Below are 16,702 nucleotides of genomic sequence, written 5' to 3'. Positions count from 1 at the left end.
TAATTAATTCGAAACCGTATTAAACTTTAAACCATTGTATATTAACATTGTTGCATCTTTTTGTTTCTGTAAAACATCGCCCACATTACATTGAGTTGGAATTCCGGTAAACACATCACATAATATTCCAACTAATCCGATACTTTTCATTAGGTAAACGTACATTTCACTAGTTTTATGTACATCCTCTATAGCAAGTTCTTTATTATCTACTCCCTTTTGAAATAATTTCGCAACTTCGATAACTTCCTTTTCATGTATTTGACGCATCAATGTTTGCAATGGCGCACCTTTTATCCATTCCATGTTTTCATTCATATGCAACATATAATGACGCTCTATAAATGCTGATTTTAAATCCAACAAATCTAAAAGAAGATTTATTACAGATGATTTAGACTTCTTAATTAGTTCTTGTTCTTGCTTCCTGAAATCATCTGTGACAGATAAGATCACATCATGCACTAATGTTGTTTTATCAGGATAATAGTAATAAAGGTTTGCCTTGGTAATTTTAACATCTTCTGCAATCTCATTCATGGTTGTTTTAGAAAAGCCATAGTGCGCAAATCTTCTAATAGCTGCGGCAATAATGAACTCTTTCTTATTATCATTGTTTGTTGACATACTTGATTCTAAACTTTTGACTTTATGTAAACTTTGGTCAAATATACAAAAAGTGAAAAACACTCACAATTTAATTGTCAACAGATCGTCAATTTTTAAAATAAAAAAAGTGCATACTATACGATATGCACTTTTTTTATTTTAAACTTATAACTGTTAAAAAGTTATACTGTTTTGAAATTGCTTTAAAAACTTGCGTTTATCCAACTTGTAAAGCCTTGCCGCACGATAAGCCACTCCTTTTTGAACTTCGTCCAATTCTTTAAGAAAACCGTAGTTAATCATTTTTTTTCTAAAATTTCTTTTATCCAATTCTCTTCCCAAAATACTTTCATAGACCATTTGTAACTGTGTCAACGTAAATTTGTCTGGCAACAGTTCAAAAGCGATGGGTGTATTAGCGATACGACGTCTCAATTTTTCAACACTTTGTTTTAAAATTGTACTATGATCAAAAGCCAAATCTGGCACTTTATTTAAAGGGAACCATTTGGCCTGTCGCATATAAGAGGTAACTGGCTTTAACTTAATTTTTGTCTTGTCCAATTGTAGTAAAGCATAGTAAGCAACTGTCAAGATCCTTCCCTGAGGATGTCTTTTTAAACCTGCAAAGGCATACAATTGATCCAAAAACACATCCTTTAGACCTGTATTTTCATATAATATCCGTTTAACAGCATCCTCCATTTCTTCATCATTATTAACAAAAAAACCAGGCAATGCCCACCAATCCTTAAAAGGATATTCATTTCTCTCCGTTAGTAGAACATGTAGTTCCCCCTCATAAAAACCGAAAATGACACAATCGACTGTAAATGTAGTATACAAAACTTTTCTAATTTATTATCTTTACTTAAACCAATGAGTTGAATATGTAGCTTATGCTATAAAGTTAATAACTTTACCTTAATTTTTATCGAAACAAAAAAATAAAAAATAATTTCAATAGTGTAAAAAATACACTATATTCGTACAACCTAAAATTTTTGACAGTGGTGAATATTAAAAGAATCGGAGTTTTTACATCAGGCGGAGACGCTCCAGGCATGAATGCTTGCATTCGAGCGGTTGTCCGTACAGCATTATACGAAAAATTAAGTGTTACCGGTATATACCAAGGATATCAAGGTATGTTGGATGGTAACTTTACAGAAATGACATCACGTTCGGTTAGTAATATTATCCAATTAGGAGGAACTATTCTTAAAACAGCGAGATGTCTCGAATTTAAAACAAAAGAAGGAAGAGCAAAAGCTTACGAAAATGTAAAAGCGGCAGGTATTGATGCTTTGGTTGCTATAGGTGGGGATGGAACTTTTACAGGTGCAGACTTTTTCTCAAAAGAATATGATATTCCAGTTATTTGTATCCCTGGTACAATCGATAACGATTTATACGGATCTGATTTCACATTAGGTTATGATACGGCAACGAATACAGTTATCGAAGCAATAGATAAAATTAGAGATACAGCTGCATCCCATGAGCGTTTATTTTTCATTGAAGTTATGGGAAGAGACTCTGGATGTATTGCCTTGAATGCTGGAATAGCTGGTGGTGCAGAGGCAATTTTATTACCAGAAAAGGAAACAGCGATAGATGAATTAATTGCTCACTTATCAGCTGCAGATGGCCGTGGGAAGAAATCATCTTCAATTGTTATTGTCGCAGAAGGTGATCAAAACGGAGGTGCCTACAATGTTGCCAAAAAAGTCAAAGAAAAATTTGATTATTATGACACAAAAGTTAGTATCTTAGGGCACTTACAACGCGGTGGTTCTCCATCAAGCTTTGATCGGGTACTTGCGAGCCGTTTAGGTTTTGCTGCCGTAAAAGAATTATTAAAAGGAAACAATCGTATGACTGTTGGTGTTAGAGGGAATGAAGTTGTTACGACTCCATTAGAGGAGGCTATTAATAATAAAGAATACAAATTAAGTTCTGATATGTTAGAACTTGTTCAAGTATTGGCTATTTAAAATAAAAAAATAGAGAATTCAGATGATTGCAGTGGTCTACAGTGGTTCAAAATTTGCAGATTGGAGATTAGCCGATAAAGGTCGTGTGATCACGGGCTTTCGTACAAGTGGAATTAATCCTTATCTGCAAGACGAGCGATATATTGCACAACTTTTAAATAAAAATACCAATTTGATCAATAATGCTGAAAAGATCAAACGGATTTATTTTTTTGGTGCTGGTTCATCTTCTCCGGAACGCAAGAACAAAATCAAAACTGTATTTGAAAAATTCTTTATTAACGCGAAAGTAAAGGTGGAACATGATGTTATCGCCTCTGCAATTTCTTCTTTTGGCGATGAAAAAGGCATTATCGGCATTATCGGAAGTGGCTCAAATGCGGCATTTTATACGGGAAAAAAAGTTATCCCAAATAACTATGGCCTCGGTTATATTTTAGCCGATGAAGGATCGACGAATTGGACATCAAGAATGTTGTTAAAGCATTATTTAACAGATACACTCCCGCAAGATCTGCAGGATAAACTATTAAATAAATATGCTATTGATCGAAAAATAATCTTGGAAAAGGTTTATAATTCCCCTCAACCAACTATTTTTCTCAATTCATTCTCCGAATTTGTATTGGAAAACAAAAATCATCCATTCATTATTCAGATTGTAAAAAATGGATTTCGTTTGTTTCTTAAAACTTTCATTAAACCATTGTACAAGGAACATCCTGATAATGACATTCATTTTACAGGCTCTGTAGCCGCTAATTTTGAAAATTTGCTTAAAGAGGTGGCAACGGAAGAATTTAATATATCAATAGGGACAATTATAAAGGAACCTATTCATAATCTTATAAAATATTATATCAATAAAAATTAATAATATGAAAATTGGAATTAACGGATTTGGCCGTATTGGTCGTTTAGCATTCAGAGCTGCGGTAAATCGTCCAGATGTTGAAGTTGTTGGTATCAATGACTTGGTGGAGCCAGATTATATGGCGTATATGTTGAAATATGATTCAACACATGGTAAATTCGATGGAACAGTAGAGGTTGTTAACGGAAACTTAGTGGTTAACGGAAAAACAATTCGTGTTACAGCAGAAAAAGATCCTGCAAACTTAAAATGGAATGAAGTTGGTGCAGAAGTTATTATTGAATCTACAGGTTTCTTCTTGACACAAGAATTAGCACAGAAACACATTGATGCTGGTGCGAAAAAAGTAGTAATGTCAGCACCTGCTAAAGATGATACTCCTACTTTCGTTATGGGTGTTAATCATAAAGACTTAAAAGCTGATCAACATATCGTTTCTAACGCTTCATGTACAACAAACTGTTTAGCACCTGTTGCTAAAGTATTAAACGACAAATTTGGTATCGTTGAAGGTTTAATGACAACTGTACACGCTGTTACTGCAACTCAAAAAACAGTTGATGGACCTTCAGTGAAAGACTGGAGAGGTGGACGTGGTGCTTATCAAAACATCATCCCTTCTTCTACTGGTGCAGCTAAAGCTGTTGGTTTAGTTTTACCTGAATTAAAAGGTAAATTAACAGGTATGTCTTTACGCGTTCCTACAGCAGACGTTTCTGTTGTTGATTTAACAGTACGTTTAGCAAAATCTGCTACTTACGAAGAAATCAAAGCGGCTATGAAAGAAGCTTCTGAAGGTGACTTAAAAGGTATTTTAGGTTACACAGAAGACGAAGTTGTTTCAACTGATTTCGTAGGTGATGCGCGCACATCTATCTTTGATGCTAAAGCGGGTATTTCATTAAATGAAAACTTCGTTAAAGTTATCTCTTGGTATGACAACGAGTGGGGTTACTCTAACAAGATCGTTGATTTAGTTCAAGAAATTGGTAAATTAGGTTAATCCTTATCGATTGAATAATAAAAGGGCTTTTAATAAATATTAAAAGCCCTTTTTATTTCTTCAATAACTTCCTATGGTTATTGCTCGGCAATGATCGAGCGATCAAGATGAACATAACCACCATCAACATGAATCAACTGCCCTGTTGTATGACTAGATTTGTCGGACAAAAGAAATAATGCTGTATTAGCAATTTCCTCTGAAGTAGTCATTCTATGTTCTAGTGGAATACGATCTGTGATTTTCTTTAAAGTTTCTACAGGATTATCTAAAGTTTGTATCCAGGTATCATATTGTGGCGTAGCACATTCTGCGACGACAATTGCATTCACGCGGATTCGGTGTGGAAGCAGTTCCACAGCCCACTCTCTTGTTAGCGCATTTCTACCGCCATTAGAGGCTGCATAAGCTGATGTATTGCCTTGCCCTGTCTCTGCCGTCTTTGAAGTAATATTTACAATACTACCTTGTGATGCGATCAAAGCATCTAATGCATGATGCGCCATTAAATAATAATGAATTAGATTTTTATGTAAAGAAGCTAAAAACTTTTCATAATTACCAGAGGCTAAACCTACTCCGTCATTCACTCCTGCGTTATTCACTAAGCCATCTATACGCCCAAAATGAGTAATTGTTGTCGCAACTGCAGTCTCACAATCTTTCGGATCAGACAGTTCTGCCTGCACAGCAAAAGCCTGCCCGCCAAGAGCTTCTACTTCTTGCTTAACAAGATCATTATCAACCTGTCTACGCCCAACAATTACCGGAATAGCACCCTCTTTTGCCAAACCTAAAACAATTGCCTTACCAATGCCTTTTGCACCTCCTGTGACAATTATAACTTTATCTTTCAAATTCAAATTCATATTCTACCTTATAAATTATAGGTTTTTAATGCATTTAATCCCCAGAACGCCTCTTTCTCAGTGGCAGTAAATGCACCTAATTTCGATTCCACAATGGTGACACTTTCTTCATAAGATGCTGCTAATAAACATACTGGCCAATCGGATCCAAACATAATTCGATCTTTACCAAATGAATCAAATACATGTCCCAGATATTGTGTAAAATCATCCAGTCGCCAACTTTTCCAATTAGCTTCCGTAGCAAGACCAGAAACCTTGCAACTTACATTCGAAAAACCAGCTAATTCTTCAATAAATAATGCCCATTCTTCAAACTCGCGTGATTTAATTGGGGGTTTAGCAATATGATCCAAAATAAATGTTTGGTTTGGATTTGATTGCACGCATGTTATAGCACCAGCATAATGACGAGGACGAATCAGAAGATCGTATGTATAACGATGTTTCGTTAGAGATTCTATTCCTTTTAAAAATGAATCTCGCTGTAAGAAATCGGGATCTTCCTCCCCTTCTACAATATGTCTAAATCCTTTAATAATAGCTTCATCTCTATACTGATGCAACTGTTCATCAATATTCGAAGCTCGTAAATCGACCCAACCAACGACTCCTTTTACAAAAGAATATTCTTTTGCCAATTGCACCAAATACTTTGTTTCATCATCAGACTGATCTGCTTGAACAGCAATACAGCCATCAAAATCATTCTTTTCCAGTATAAACTGCAGATCTAGCGGAATAAAGTCTTTTTGTAAAACCTTCATTTCACTAGTAATCCAATTATGTCGTCTGGGATCGTACTGCCAGAAATGTTGATGAGCATCTATACGCATAAGAATTAATTATTTTGAATAAGCAATTACCTCTTGACGGGACTCACCTAGACCATCGGCACCCAATTCAATCACATCGCCAGGTTTTAAATAAATTGGAGGATTAAATCCTAATCCAACACCTGCTGGTGTACCAGTAGAAATTACGTCACCCGGCAACAATGTCATAAATTGAGACACATAACTCACAATAAAAGGTACTGAAAAGATTAAATTTTTAGTACTTCCATTTTGATACATTTTACCATTTACCTTCAACCAGATATTGACGTCATTAATATCTTTGATTTCATCTTTAGTTGACAAAAAGGGTCCCATAGGAGCGAACGTATTACAACCTTTACCTTTATCCCATGTTCCACCACGTTCTAATTGATATTCACGTTCAGAAACATCATTATGCAACACATATCCCGCTACATAATCCAATGCAGTAGCTTCTTCCACATAAGATGCGGTTTTACCAATAACAATTCCGAACTCCACCTCCCAGTCAGTTTTAACAGAATCACGAGGTATCATTACCTGATCGTATGGACCTACTAAAGAAGTAGTAGATTTCATAAAAATAATAGGTTCTGCAGGAATTGTAGCTCCTGTTTCTTCTGCATGATCTTTGTAATTAAGACCAATACAAACTATTTTAGAAGGTCTTGCAAATGGTGCACCAATTCTTTCAGTATCTGGTACAGGAATTAATTTACCATTATTTGCTTTAACAAACTCTTCTAAAGCCTCTAAACCGTCATTCTCAAAAAAAGACTCATTATAATCACCTCCAAATGCAGATACATCATAATTTACACCATCTATCTGAACACCAATTTGTTCTTTTCCCGCTGCTCCAAAACGTATTAATTTCATATTTTCAATATTAATATTATATAAAGTGATCTCAAAAGATCCTTAATTTAATTATTTAGTTTTATAAAACCTCCATCAATGGGATAATCATTTCCAGTGATAAAACCGGCATCATCACTACATAAAAACAAAGCCAATTTAGCAATTTCTTCAGGTTGTGCCATACGTCCAATCGGTTGACTCTTTGACAATTTCTCAAAGACCTCTGCTTCTTGTCCTGGGTAGTTTTTGGCAATGAAACCATCCACAAATGGTGTGTGTACTCTTGCAGGTGAAATACTATTACATCTAATTCCATCAGCCATGTAATCACGAGCAACCGATAGTGACATTGCAAAAATGGCACCTTTACTCATTGAATATGCGAATCGATCTGTAATTCCGACCCAAGCTGCAATGGACGCTAGATTAAGAATTGCCCCGCCACCATTTTCCTTCATTTTTGGAACAACTGCATAAAGCGCATTATAAGCACCTTTAACATTTACATTAAATACTCTTTCAAAATCTTCAGTTTTACAATTTTCTAGATTTCCAACATGAGCGATACCTGCATTGTTAACTAAAATATCAATTTTACCGATACTATTTACAATTGATAACACCTCATCCTGAAGACTTACATTACATGCATGGACAAATCCCCGTCCTCCTTGATTAGTTATTTCAGAAACGACACTTTGCCCCCCTTCAATATTTTGATCCAGAATATGAACAGTTGCTCCTTCTGCGGCAAAAAGCAAACTTATTGCACGACCTATTCCACTTCCACCACCTGTGATAACAGCTACTTTATTTTGCAATTTTGACATGTTATTATATTATTTATTATTAATATCTGATCCATGTTACTTCATGAACAGCTACCTTATGATTATTAAAATTTATTAACAAAAAGAACGTGTCTACCAAGCTTTACTGATAATCTTGACACAAAATTATGATTATAAAGATACGCCTCTTCTCCAAGGAATAAAGTCATCCTGCCCCAGAAGTACCGCTTTCGGCACCACTGCTCCGCTAGCCACTTCAATCACATAATCTAATATACGATGTGCCGCTTCTTGAATTGATTCCTCACCCTCGATAATAGTCCCACAGTTAATATCGATGATATCTGGCATTTTCTCAAATGTCTTTGTATTTGTAGACAGTTTAATCACTGGAGTTATTGGATTACCCGTTGGTGTTCCTAGACCAGTGGTAAACAAAACAATATTTGCTCCTGCAGCAACTTCTGCGGTAGTACTTTCAACATCATTTCCTGGTGTACATAGCAGATTAAGACCTGGCTTATTGGCTAACTCTGGATAATCAATTACTGCAGTTACAGGCGATGTACCGCCTTTCTTGGCAGCTCCAGCAGACTTTATTGCATCGGTGATCAGACCATCACGAATATTGCCAGGAGAAGGATTCATATAAAAACCAGAACCATCAGCCTCAGCTTTCGCATTATAAACACGCATTAACTCCATAAATTTATCCGCAGTCTCTTCATCTACACATCGGTCACTTAACTCTTGTTCTACCCCGCATAACTCTGGAAATTCAGCTAAAATAACAGATCCACCTAACGTTACTAAAATATCAGAAAGATATCCGAGAGCAGGATTTGCAGAGATACCAGAAAACCCATCCGATCCGCCACATTCGAGACCTATACATAATTTATCTAAGGTAGCGGGTTGACGTATACATTTATTTGCTTCCATCATTCCTGCAAATGTTGCCTTCACAGCCTTTTGCATTAATTCCTTCTCCGTACCTTCTTTTTGTTGTTCAAAAATATACAAAGGTTTATCAAACTTCGAATCCCTTTTCGCGATCTCCGCTTGTAATATTGAGGCTTGAGCATGTTGACAACCTAAACTTAAGATGGTTGCACCTGCTACATTTGGATGTGTAATGTAGCCTGCAAGCAAACCACAAAGTGCATCCGAATCCATACGTGTACCGCCACAGCCCATTTCATGATTTAAAAACTTTATTCCATCGACATTTTCAAATAAGCGATGGTCGCTTGCTCGCGTTGCCGAAGAACTTAAATCCTGAGCAATGATCTGATTAATATCTGCACCTGATTGATATAAACGGATCAATTCATCCACTTCAGTGGTATAATCATTTGCCCTTACTTTATACCCCAACTTCTCTTCAAAAGCTGTCTTTAAAGTCAGGACATTTCTATTTTCACAAAAAACCAATGGGATTACTAACCAGTAATTAGCAGTACCGACCGATCCATTAGATCGATGAAAGCCATTGAAGGTTTTTGCTAAAAAAGATGAAACATCAGGTTTTATCCAGTCCGTTCTTCTTTTACTTAGCTTAAAATCATCGGCGGCATGACGTAGATTTTCTGTAGAAATCAAGGCGCCAGTTTCTAATGCACAGTTAACCTTTCCAACCAACACACCATACATATAAACCTCAGCATCCTGACTTAAAGGAGAGATGGTAAACTTATGTTTGGCAGCTACATCTTGCAATAAATGAAAACTGCTATTTTTCCATTCAATTAACGTTCCTTTAGGCAAATCTTGCAAAGCCACTAATACATTATCCTCTGGATGAATCTGCAAATATGTTTTTTTATCCTTTATCATTTTATTTCTTCAAATCAAATATCTGTTTCATTAAAACCCACTTCTCATTTTCTTTAGCTCCCGGAATAGCACTCTGGTACTTCCACATCAGCTGTTCCCATTCCTGAACTTTAGGATTGGTAGCATCCATATTTGCTTTTCTTTCAAATGTAAAAGTGTCATCCACTTCCATGATCATAAACAAGCGATTTTCAAATCTAAAAATTTGCATTTTAGTTACACCGGAATCTAAAATTGATTGTTGAATTTCCGAACTGACGCTCCTATGATATTTTTCATATTCAGCAATTAATTTGGGATCATTAACCAGATCTAAGGCAAAAGTATATTGAGTCATTTTACAATTATTATTCGTGAGAAGATTGTGTCTTTAAATTATTTTTATTAGCTAAAGAAAATAAAAGCACTACTACAAAACAGATCATCGGTACCCAGTAGCCCAATTGAAGATTACCAGTTTTATCTGAAATCAATCCCAATAAAGGTGGCAAAACCGCTCCACCTACAATCGACATAATGATTAAACTTGAAGCTGATTTCGTATCTGCCCCAATTCCCTCAACTCCGACCGCAAATATTGTGGGAAACATAATAGACATAAAAAATGCTACTGCAATTAATGCATAAACTGTTATTGTACCACTTCCGTATATCACAATAAATGACAATGCAATACAAATGATTGAATAAATCATCAGCAAAGTTAGCGGCTGTATAAATTTCATAAAAAATGTTCCAACAAAACGACCTAACATAAAAGCTAAACCTGCAAAACTAGCATATTTGGAAGCATTTAAGGGAGTGATTCCAGCAACCTCAGTGGCATAAAGTACCATAAAACTCAACACACACACCTGTGCTCCCACATAAAAAAACTGTCCGATTACTCCCCACTTTACATTTTTATGCTTAAATGCATGAAAGAAACCAGCCTTTTGTTCGCCTTCATCATCTTTAATATCAGGAAGTTTAGTAAAAAAAAGAATTGCGGCAACAATCAATATAATTAAGCCTAAAATCATATAAGGCGCTTTTACAGTTGCAGTCTCTGCCTGCATATAGGCTAATTTAACCTGTTCGCTCATGGCGGCAATCTCAGTATCAGATTTTGGTTGTTCTGCTAAAATAAATTTTCCGCCTAAGATTGGAGCTATAAATGCTGCCAGTCCATTAAAGGATTGGGCAAAATTCAATCGCTGCGTTGCTTTACTGGGGTCACCTAATACCGTAACATAGGGATTTGCCGCAGTTTCCAAAATAGTTAAACCACAAGCCACAACAAATAAAGCCGTTAAAAAGAATACATAACTAATCTGATTAGCTGCTGGTATAAATAAAAAACAACCAATAGCAAAAATTGTCAGACCTATTAAAATACCCGATTTATAACCATATTTTTTCATGATCATACCGGCCGGAATAGCTAGTAAAAAATAAGCAATAAAAACAGCTGAATCCACTAAAGAAGCCTGTAAATGCGTTAGACTAAATGCATTACGAAGATGCGGAATTAAAATAGGGTCCAAATTATGAACAAAGCCCCAAAAGAAAAAGAGGGATGTTACGAGTACAATCGCTAATTTATTATTTTTACTAACTGACATATAAAATATAATTTATCATTGGTTTATGTAAAATAAGGAATAATTAATGAAAGAAAATTTAAGTATTTTACCCAATTATTACGCTATATTACCATTCAAAATAGTAGAACTGTAAAATATAGTGCATATATTTATTAATAAATGAAACCACAACTACTAAAAGTCAATAATAGTAACGTACAGTCATTCAGCGTGAGGAACGATATTATTCCACAAAATCATAATATTTGGCACTACCATGAAGAGCTTGAATTAATTCATTTCGGAAAGGGATCGGGAACCCAATTTATTGGTGACAGTATTAAAAATTTTACAAATGGTGATATTGTATTGGTTGGATCTAACTTACCTCATTATTGGCTATTTGACTCCTGCTATTTAGATGATAACTGTCCCGAACCTGCGGACATTAGAGTTTCCCATTTTAAAGAAAATTTTCTTGGCGACGCTTTCTTTAATCTGCCGGAAAATTACAAATTAAAGAATTTATTAAAAAAATCTAAAAGGGGAATTCAGTTAAATAAATCAATTTTGCAATTAGCTAAATCTCTAATAGAAAAGGTTTTAAACAATAACAACTCAACTAAAATAATAGCACTAATAGAAGTCTTAACTTTAATAGCAGAATCTGAAGCCTATACTTTGTTGTCCAGTGAAAATTATCCGATTGACAGTCAAGATCTAGATTTCAGAAGAATGACTGTTATCATGGATTATATTACACAAAATTACAAATCACAAATCAAGTTAGAAGATATTGCGACATTAACTGGAATGACTACAAACTCGTTTTGTCGCTACTTTAAAGCTAAATCTGGAAAAACTCTATTTCAATATCTTATCGAAATACGTATTGGGCATGCCTGTAAATTGTTAGCAGAACGTAAATATAATGTGAAACAAATTTGCTTCGAATGTGGTTTTCAAAACTTTGTCAGTTTTCACAAATATTTCAAAGAAGCGACAGGATTTACTCCATTACAATATCAAAAAGGAATTGCACATCTATTTTAAAGAACAAAGACAAGCTTTCCTGTAAAGTCACCAGAATCTAACAATGCATGGGCAGCAGAAGCCTCTTCCAATTGAAAGGTCTTGTAGATATTTGCTTTAAAAACACCTGGTTTGATTAGAGGTAAGATCTGTTTATTTATGTCATCGCGCACATTTTTTTTAAATAAAATAGATCTACTTCTTAAAAGACTACCTGATAGGTAGATTCGTTTTTGCATCAATTTAAAAAGATTTAATTCTACTTTAGCACCTTTCATTGCGTTAATGTAGATCAGATGACCATCCGGTTTCAATACTTCAAGGTTCTTTGCAAAATAATCGCCTCCTATACTGTCAAGTATAACATCAATTTTATTGTCTCCAATAATCTCCATAAAGTCCTGCTCCTTATAATTAATGATCACTGACGCTCCCAATTCTTTACAGTAAGTAGCTTTGTCACCCGATCCCACTGTTGTATACACTTTTGCTCCTGCAAGCTTTGCTAACTGAATTGCCATTGATCCAATACCTCCACTTCCACCATGAACTAAAAAGCTATTGCCATATTTTAGTTCCCCTCTTTGAAAGACATTGTGGTACACGGTAAACAATGTTTCTGGTAAAGCGGCAGCTTCTTCATAAGTCAATCCTTTAGGTATAAGCAGGCACTGTCCCTGATCAACAGCGACATATTCTGCGTATCCTCCACCAGATAAAAGAGCACAGACCTGATCACCAATTTTCCATTCATCTACCAACTCACCAATGGATACAATTTCTCCCGAAATCTCAAGACCTGGAATATCAGCGGGGGCACCTTCAGGGGCCGCATAATTTCCCTTCCGTTGAAACACATCTGGCCTATTCATACCTGCTGCTTTTACAGCAATCAACACTTGATGCCCAGTACAAGTTGGTGTATCCACCTCCTTTATCTTCAAAACTTCAGGTCCACCAAATTTTGTTATAACAACTGCTTTCATTATGATTTTTTAGGATATTTTTGTAAACGGAAATTTAAAGAGACCATAAAATAACGAGATAACCTTTCATTTTGAACGTCAAATATATCATTTCCTATTACATCTCTGGTAATACCTGAATTTTGATTTAGTAAATCAAAGCCCTGAATCCGTAACATTGCTAAATTATTACGCATAAAAGTATATTCAAAATATGCATTAATAATTGTGGGATTTATATTTGTCCATGATGATGATGAATATCCCGAATTTAACCTTTGCGATACCTCTACACCAAAAGATCCATGTGCGCTCACATAATATTTGGATCCCAAACCAAGCACACCGGTATGCGCCACAATTTGATCATTATAAGGTCGTTTATAGGTAGCTTTGTTTAATGCGTAATTTCCATTAAGTTCAGCTTCAAATACATCATTAAACATGTACCTGAATTGCAGAGACTGCGAATATAAAAAATGTCCACCGTCATTACGAATGTCATTTATGTAAGTGACATTATTATAAAAATCAGCATTGCCATTCAAACTCATCTGTATATTATCGTTAAACAAAGCTGCAGTAAATAAGTAGTATGCCTTGATATCATAATAACCCGATGTATTTAAGAAGGTAGTTTTTTGTATTGTTGAATTAGGAATAGTAGTCCGATTAGAGACAATTTTATTTGAAATAAAATTATAAGCAATACTACTTTCAAAATATTGTCCCCTTTTTACAATTGATTTTCGATATTTAGCCAAGATACGGTTAGCGAATTCTGCTTGTAATTCTGGATTTCCTTGTATAATATTTTGTGAATTTGTATTATCCAATATCGGCTGAATCTGATAGAAATTAGGTTGATTATTTTTACCTAAGTAATCAATTGACAAATCAGAATTCTCATTAAATTTCCATTTGACCCCCGCTGCTGGTATAAGATTTACATTACTATAAGATGTTTGAATTGATTTATCTTTAGAAAAACCTTTAAGTTCTGTTGGTTGAACCGCAAATCCGATATTATATTTAAATTTATTGAATATATCCTGTTGATATTTCATGCCAACTCTATTGGATGAAAAAGCATAATCGTAACTTAAACTAAGAGAATCAACTCGACCAAAATCTACCAATTCATTATTTCGTTCATGAACTAACCGCCTTGCATCAATTGAGGTGTAACTAAAGTCATAATTCAATTCTAATACTCCGCCCTTGTCCACTGGCTCTATAATAGATAGCGAACTTTTAATATCTTGATTTTTGTTTTCACTTTTCACAAATTGATTTAAGAAACTATCCTTAATTTGCACTTGATTAAACGCACTATCTATAATCTTATTCCGGTCAACTATATCCTCTTTTTTATCGACTGAATTATATCCCAGATGTAAATTGTACACTAATTTCCGTCCTGGCTTCTTAAAACTTTTGGCATATAAGATGTCTACTTCAGCATTTGGACTCGTACTACTGTTGTCAGAAGCATATTCCCCATCGTTTGTGATCTGTCTATTCTTAATATATCGATCTCTAGATTCATTACCTTTCGATTTATTCCATGAAAAAGTTGGAGATATTTTTAAAAGATCTGAATCAGATAATTTTATATCAAACCCCCAATTCATATGATGCGCATTATCAACAGTCTTTGTTACATAATCCTCTTGGTTGGTTATAATGTTATTACCATATACAGACTGTAGATAGGAATTCCCCCTCGTCGTATTCTTTGTATTTGTATAACTGTAACGTCCAAAAGCACTAATTTTATCATTCAAATTAGTGGAAAAACTTGTTCCCAAGGACCCAATAGCATTAAAACCATCAGTAGGGTCGGCAAAGTCTGCCAATTCGCCCATTACACGATCCCGGGAACCTCCTCCATTTGGAGAACCAAAAGAAAAAAGATTCGTATTTGTATTATTAACAGATCCTACAAAAGATAGTTCCTGACCATCATTGAATTTATTGAGACCTGCACTCGCGAGGTATCGTTCTTGATCACCTAAACCACCTGTAACCTGTCCAAAACTTATTTTTTTCTTGTCATCTTTCAAAACAATATTTAGAATTTTCTCAGACTCACCAGTTTTTGTTCCCTTAGCACTTGCTTCATCTCCGAAAAAATCAATAACCTGAATATTTTTAATAAAATCCGCAGGAAGATTTCGAGTAGCGGTAAGCACATCTCCTCCAAAGAATTTTTTACCATCTACTTGTACAGAAGTAATCGGTTTACCAAAAGCATATACAGAGCCATCACGAGAAACCTGGAAGTTCGGTAACTGTTTAAGCGCATCCTCCAGCAGTGTGCGTCGATCAAACTGGAAAGCTCCCATATTAAATTGAACCGTATCCTCTTTGAAGACGATTGGTTTATATTTCTTAATAACAATTTCTTTGAGCACTGAAACCTGTGGTTTTAAAACAACAGTCTCCGCAATAACACGATCTGTTGTATTATACTGAGGGTAAGAACGATCAACAATCTGTAAGCCTAAAGAACTGTAGTTTAAACGGATATTACTTCCTTTAATTTGGTAAAATTTGTAGAAACCTGTTTTGGAAGAAATTGCCATGACGGTATCCAAAGAAGTTGTCAGACGCACATTGACGCCAGCAAGCGGTTGCCCATCGATATCCACAACAAATCCGTACACCTCCTTTTTCTGGAGTTGGGCTTGTGCATTACCCACAACAAAAAAGAAGACGATAAGAAAGATGACCCTATGAGTATTTCCTGATATTTCGAATTTATCCGACATCAAAACAACTTATTCTATTTGTATCTCAATATACATAATAATTTACACAACCATAACGCAAAATAATGAATAGTTGTATATAAAAAAGGCGGCTTATTTGAAATAAGCCGCCTTTCATTTTATTTATAAGAATAAATTAATTATTCACCAGCAAAAGTAACTTTAAGTAAATGTTTATCAATTTCCCAACGTCCAGTACCATCTTCTCCAATTACATCAAATAATTCTAAGATTCTTCTCGCAACAAATTCCTCTTCAACTTGCTCTGCTAAGAACCATTGTAAAAAGTTAAATGTTACGTAATCTTTAGCTTTCATACATTTGTCTGCGATGTTGTTAAATTGTTCAGTAACGAACATCTCTTGTTCCAATGCTGATTCGAAAATCCCACGGAATGAATCAAAATCTGAAGGAATACCTGTTACTTCTGGTGAAATAGCACGACCGCCTCTATTGTTAATATAATTGAAGATTTTCAACATATGCTCACGCTCTTCATTGGACTGTTTTGCAAAAAAATCTGCTGCATTCTCCAAACCTTGATCATCACACCAAGATGACATCGCTAAGTATAGTGAAGAAGAATGTGCTTCAATTTTAATTTGAGCATTTAATATATTTTCGATCTCTTCTGTTAAAGAAGATTTTAATTTTAATAAATCTTTCATATCTGTAAGTTTTAATACTAATTATAATAATCAAGTT

At 34.9% G+C, this 16,702-nt stretch carries 16 protein-coding genes; 4 read left to right on the top strand and 12 right to left on the bottom strand.

Annotation, left to right across the window (positions count from 1 at the left end; all coding sequences use genetic code 11):
• Positions 1-3 precede the first annotated feature (3 nt).
• Complete coding sequence (locus tag EDF66_RS10690; RefSeq protein ID WP_132842523.1) at positions 4-627, bottom strand: TetR/AcrR family transcriptional regulator; 624 nt, start codon at positions 625-627, stop codon at positions 4-6.
• Positions 628-783: 156 nt separating this feature from the next.
• The gene (locus tag EDF66_RS10685; protein ID WP_021190385.1) at positions 784-1,455 is read right to left on the bottom strand and encodes an NUDIX hydrolase; all 672 of its coding nucleotides are present in this window, start codon (positions 1,453-1,455) and stop codon (positions 784-786) included.
• 164 nt (positions 1,456-1,619) lie between these two features.
• On the opposite strand from EDF66_RS10685, the gene pfkA reads away from it, so the two are divergent.
• From pfkA to gap, 3 genes are read left to right on the top strand one after another with little or no spacing between them, the layout of a single operon-like run.
• Entirely contained in the window at positions 1,620-2,606 is a 987-nt protein-coding gene (gene pfkA / locus EDF66_RS10680) for a 6-phosphofructokinase (RefSeq protein ID WP_021190386.1), read from the top strand.
• Positions 2,607-2,628: 22 nt separating this feature from the next.
• Complete coding sequence (locus EDF66_RS10675) at positions 2,629-3,480, top strand: hypothetical protein (RefSeq protein WP_021190387.1); 852 nt, start codon at positions 2,629-2,631, stop codon at positions 3,478-3,480.
• Between the two features lie 4 nt (positions 3,481-3,484).
• Positions 3,485-4,483 carry a type I glyceraldehyde-3-phosphate dehydrogenase gene (gap, locus tag EDF66_RS10670; RefSeq protein WP_132773545.1) on the top strand — a complete coding sequence of 333 codons (999 nt, stop codon included), beginning with the start codon at positions 3,485-3,487 and terminating at the stop codon, positions 4,481-4,483.
• Positions 4,484-4,560: 77 nt separating this feature from the next.
• Here gap and EDF66_RS10665 read toward each other — a convergent pair whose 3' ends face one another.
• From EDF66_RS10665 to fucP, 7 genes are all read right to left on the bottom strand, one after another.
• Positions 4,561-5,352 (bottom strand): SDR family oxidoreductase, encoded by a 792-nt coding sequence (locus tag EDF66_RS10665; protein ID WP_132842521.1) that lies wholly within the window; start codon positions 5,350-5,352, stop codon positions 4,561-4,563.
• Positions 5,353-5,360: 8 nt separating this feature from the next.
• Positions 5,361-6,188, bottom strand: a complete 828-nt coding sequence (locus EDF66_RS10660) for an amidohydrolase family protein (protein WP_132842519.1) — start codon at positions 6,186-6,188, stop codon at positions 5,361-5,363.
• 9 nt (positions 6,189-6,197) lie between these two features.
• Positions 6,198-7,052, bottom strand: coding sequence for a fumarylacetoacetate hydrolase family protein (locus EDF66_RS10655; RefSeq protein ID WP_021190390.1), 855 nt, complete (start codon positions 7,050-7,052; stop codon positions 6,198-6,200).
• Between the two features lie 47 nt (positions 7,053-7,099).
• Positions 7,100-7,864, bottom strand: coding sequence for an SDR family NAD(P)-dependent oxidoreductase (locus EDF66_RS10650; protein ID WP_132842518.1), 765 nt, complete (start codon positions 7,862-7,864; stop codon positions 7,100-7,102).
• Between the two features lie 132 nt (positions 7,865-7,996).
• The gene (locus EDF66_RS10645; protein ID WP_021190392.1) at positions 7,997-9,661 is read right to left on the bottom strand and encodes a UxaA family hydrolase; all 1,665 of its coding nucleotides are present in this window, start codon (positions 9,659-9,661) and stop codon (positions 7,997-7,999) included.
• Position 9,662: 1 nt separating this feature from the next.
• Positions 9,663-9,998, bottom strand: coding sequence for an L-rhamnose mutarotase (locus EDF66_RS10640; RefSeq protein ID WP_021190393.1), 336 nt, complete (start codon positions 9,996-9,998; stop codon positions 9,663-9,665).
• Between the two features lie 10 nt (positions 9,999-10,008).
• Positions 10,009-11,265 carry an L-fucose:H+ symporter permease gene (gene fucP / locus EDF66_RS10635; RefSeq protein WP_132842516.1) on the bottom strand — a complete coding sequence of 419 codons (1,257 nt, stop codon included), beginning with the start codon at positions 11,263-11,265 and terminating at the stop codon, positions 10,009-10,011.
• A gap of 141 nt (positions 11,266-11,406) precedes the next feature.
• Between fucP and EDF66_RS10630 the strand changes: the two genes are divergently transcribed.
• Positions 11,407-12,279, top strand: coding sequence for an AraC family transcriptional regulator (locus EDF66_RS10630; RefSeq protein WP_021190394.1), 873 nt, complete (start codon positions 11,407-11,409; stop codon positions 12,277-12,279).
• On the opposite strand, the gene EDF66_RS10625 is transcribed toward EDF66_RS10630, so the two are convergent.
• The 3 genes from EDF66_RS10625 to EDF66_RS10615 all read right to left on the bottom strand — a co-directional run bounded on the left by EDF66_RS10625 (position 12,276) and on the right by EDF66_RS10615 (position 16,665).
• The gene (locus tag EDF66_RS10625) at positions 12,276-13,244 is read right to left on the bottom strand and encodes an NAD(P)H-quinone oxidoreductase (protein WP_132842515.1); all 969 of its coding nucleotides are present in this window, start codon (positions 13,242-13,244) and stop codon (positions 12,276-12,278) included. The genes EDF66_RS10630 and EDF66_RS10625 overlap by 4 nt on opposite strands.
• Positions 13,244-15,997 (bottom strand): outer membrane beta-barrel protein, encoded by a 2,754-nt coding sequence (locus EDF66_RS10620; RefSeq protein ID WP_132773530.1) that lies wholly within the window; start codon positions 15,995-15,997, stop codon positions 13,244-13,246. Before EDF66_RS10620 ends, EDF66_RS10625 begins: the two co-directional genes overlap by 1 nt.
• 140 nt (positions 15,998-16,137) lie before the next feature.
• The gene (locus tag EDF66_RS10615; RefSeq protein ID WP_132842513.1) at positions 16,138-16,665 is read right to left on the bottom strand and encodes a ferritin; all 528 of its coding nucleotides are present in this window, start codon (positions 16,663-16,665) and stop codon (positions 16,138-16,140) included.
• Positions 16,666-16,702: the final 37 nt, after the last annotated feature.

The organism is Sphingobacterium sp. JUb20, assembly GCF_004342035.1.
Classification (GTDB): Bacteria; Bacteroidota; Bacteroidia; order Sphingobacteriales; family Sphingobacteriaceae; genus Sphingobacterium; species Sphingobacterium anhuiense.
This window is presented reverse-complemented; position numbering and strand designations above follow the sequence as displayed.

Coding starts and splice junctions, on each gene's coding strand:
- EDF66_RS10690 (WP_132842523.1), bottom strand. CDS start 627: ATGTCAACAAACAATGATAATAAGAAAGAGTTCATTATTGCCGCAGCT.
- EDF66_RS10675 (WP_021190387.1), top strand. CDS start 2,629: ATGATTGCAGTGGTCTACAGTGGTTCAAAATTTGCAGATTGGAGATTA.
- gap (WP_132773545.1), top strand. CDS start 3,485: ATGAAAATTGGAATTAACGGATTTGGCCGTATTGGTCGTTTAGCATTC.
- EDF66_RS10665 (WP_132842521.1), bottom strand. CDS start 5,352: ATGAATTTGAATTTGAAAGATAAAGTTATAATTGTCACAGGAGGTGCA.
- EDF66_RS10660 (WP_132842519.1), bottom strand. CDS start 6,188: ATGCGTATAGATGCTCATCAACATTTCTGGCAGTACGATCCCAGACGA.
- EDF66_RS10655 (WP_021190390.1), bottom strand. CDS start 7,052: ATGAAATTAATACGTTTTGGAGCAGCGGGAAAAGAACAAATTGGTGTT.
- EDF66_RS10650 (WP_132842518.1), bottom strand. CDS start 7,864: ATGTCAAAATTGCAAAATAAAGTAGCTGTTATCACAGGTGGTGGAAGT.
- EDF66_RS10645 (WP_021190392.1), bottom strand. CDS start 9,661: ATGATAAAGGATAAAAAAACATATTTGCAGATTCATCCAGAGGATAAT.
- EDF66_RS10640 (WP_021190393.1), bottom strand. CDS start 9,998: ATGACTCAATATACTTTTGCCTTAGATCTGGTTAATGATCCCAAATTA.
- fucP (WP_132842516.1), bottom strand. CDS start 11,265: ATGTCAGTTAGTAAAAATAATAAATTAGCGATTGTACTCGTAACATCC.
- EDF66_RS10630 (WP_021190394.1), top strand. CDS start 11,407: ATGAAACCACAACTACTAAAAGTCAATAATAGTAACGTACAGTCATTC.
- EDF66_RS10625 (WP_132842515.1), bottom strand. CDS start 13,244: ATGAAAGCAGTTGTTATAACAAAATTTGGTGGACCTGAAGTTTTGAAG.
- EDF66_RS10620 (WP_132773530.1), bottom strand. CDS start 15,997: ATGTCGGATAAATTCGAAATATCAGGAAATACTCATAGGGTCATCTTT.
- EDF66_RS10615 (WP_132842513.1), bottom strand. CDS start 16,665: ATGAAAGATTTATTAAAATTAAAATCTTCTTTAACAGAAGAGATCGAA.